We start from the raw sequence: 2,151 nt of genomic DNA, 5'->3' as shown, positions 1-2,151 counted from the left end.
GCCGTCCTCCTTCACGACGATGCCGAGGGACGTGCAGCCGAGGAGCAGGATCTCGACGGCGCGGTCCTGGAGGCCGAGGCCGCCCGCAGTGCCGACGGCCTCCTCCCCGGCGCAGCCCACGCCGTCGGTCCCGCCCACGCAGCCCGTCCCGTCCACGCCGCCCACGCAGCCCACGCCGTCCGTCCCGCCCACACAGGCGCCGAAGCCGCCGCAACTGCCCGCCGCGGCGCAGCTGTCCGTCGGCGGCAACGCGCTGGACAATTCCTACTCCGTCGACAAGGACGGCAACCTCGTCGGCACCTACCCCGTCAATCACTCCCCGGCGCAGCTGTGGCGCCTGGAGCAGGCCTCCGACGGGCGCTACTACCTGCGCAACGGCTCGACCAACTTCACCAAGGTCCTGGACCTCGACGTGGCCTCCGGGCGGATCCAGGTCCTGACGAGCCCGCCCGGCAACGACAAGCAGCTCTGGTCCTTCGTGCAGGTGCCCGGCGGCTACGAGATCGTCAACTCCTCCACCGAGCAGTGCCTGACCTCGGACGGTGCCGCCCAGTGGGCCAAGGTGCAGGCGTGCTCGAAGGCCGACAACCAGGTGTGGACGGTGACCTGACCTCCCGCACGGCCGCGGGCGCCGGTCAGGCGGTCTTCGCCGCCGGCAACTGGGTGATCCGCGCACCCTGCATCGACCTCGCCAAAACGGCCGCCCGGGCGCCGGGTTCAGCGCGCGGGCAGCAGGGACGTCCACACGTCGTGCTCGGCGGTGGCCGACCACACGATGTCGCCGTGGCCGTAGCCGGGGACGACGCGGTAGTCGACGCGGGCTCCGCCGTGCCGGATCAGTCGGGCGCCCAAGTCGTGGTCGCCGCGGCCCAGTTCGGTGTTGACCCAGACCACGTCGGCCCGGATCGCCGGCCAGTCGATCCGGTGGACGTCCGTCCGTCCGGCCCACACGGCGGCGAGGTCGCGCAGGAGGGCGGTGGGCTGGAGGCCGCTGCCGAGGCGGCCGACCGCCTCGGCCCAGACGGCGAGCGGGGTGTGGGTCAGGGCGAAGCGGTCCTCGGCGGGGGTGGGGCCGAAGGCGTGGGTGCCGCCGCTGTGGCCCCGGTGGTAGATCCAGTTTGCGGGGCCGGGCAGGTCGCGGGTGTGGGTGAGCGCGTAGTGCAGCAGGGCGAGGTTGCCGAACTGCCCAGGATCGTCCGCCGGTTGCGGAAGCGGCCGGGGCATTCCGCTCGGGGCGTCCGGGGCGGTGGCGGCACGGGCGAAGAGGCCCTTGAGGCCGGGGTCGACCGTCCGGGCGCCCGCGTCGAGCTGCTGCTGGAGGAGGTCGGTGAGGGCTTCCGCCTTCGCGACCGCGTCGGGTTCCGTCGCGGGGTCGTACGGGCCGGTGGTGTCCAGGACGAGTACGCGTCGCAGGCCCGCGCTGTCGCCGCTGTGGGCGGCGGTGTCCAGGGCGAGCGCGGCTCCGGCCGAGTGGCCGAGCAGTTCGTACGGCAGGGCGGTGACGGCCTCGACGGCCGCGATGACGCGTTCGAGGTCCGCCCGGTGCGCGGCCAGGCCCCAGCCGGCCCAGTCGGCGGTGACCGGGATGAGGGCGTCCTCGCGGGGCGTGGTCCCGATCACCAGGTAGCCGTGGTCGGCGAAGAACCGGGCGAGGCTCCGGCCCTGCGCGGTGCAGAAGTTGGCGGCGACGTTCAGCCCGCCGCCGGGGAGGAGGTGGATCACCCGCTGCGCCGAGGGGTCGCCGAGGACGTCGACGGTCGGCCCGCCGTGCCCGTCCGGGACGGTGAGCCGGTGGTGGTCCGGGCCGAGGCGGACCGTGCCGGTACAACCGAGTGCCGCGCCCAGCTCCCCGGCGATGTCGATGCCCACTGCCGTCCCTCCCCGTGCCCGCCGTTCCGCTACGCCGGACAGTTTGCCGGACAGTCCGACGCATGGCCGCCCCGGCACCGCCGGCCGCCCCGCCGACGCCCGGTCCACCCCGCCGCGCACGCGAAGTTGTCTGGCCAAGTTCGGCCGGAGTTCTTCCATCGGACAGCACCGGCCGGTACTTCTATGTCGCTCATGGCGCCCAGCCATGGCGACCACCCTCACCAACGGGACGAGGTACCCCTGATGAGACTGCGCTGGAGATCCCTCGGCGGGATGCTCGCC

General features: G+C 73.9%; 2 protein-coding genes. One reads left to right on the top strand and one right to left on the bottom strand.

The genetic code is table 11. From position 1 onward, the window contains the following. Positions 1-88: 88 nt before the first annotated feature. A complete protein-coding gene (locus tag AB0O00_RS36715) occupies positions 89-610 on the top strand; it encodes an RICIN domain-containing protein (protein WP_363659040.1) in 522 nt (173 codons plus the stop codon). A 107-nt stretch (positions 611-717) separates the two neighbouring features. Here the strand turns inward: AB0O00_RS36715 and AB0O00_RS36710 are convergent, their stop codons facing one another. Continuing rightward, positions 718-1,869 (bottom strand): hypothetical protein, encoded by a 1,152-nt coding sequence (locus tag AB0O00_RS36710; protein WP_363659039.1) that lies wholly within the window; start codon positions 1,867-1,869, stop codon positions 718-720. Positions 1,870-2,151 lie beyond the last annotated feature (282 nt).

This window comes from Kitasatospora sp. NPDC093558 (assembly GCF_040683475.1).
Classification (GTDB): Bacteria; Actinomycetota; Actinomycetes; order Streptomycetales; family Streptomycetaceae; genus Kitasatospora.
This window is presented reverse-complemented; position numbering and strand designations above follow the sequence as displayed.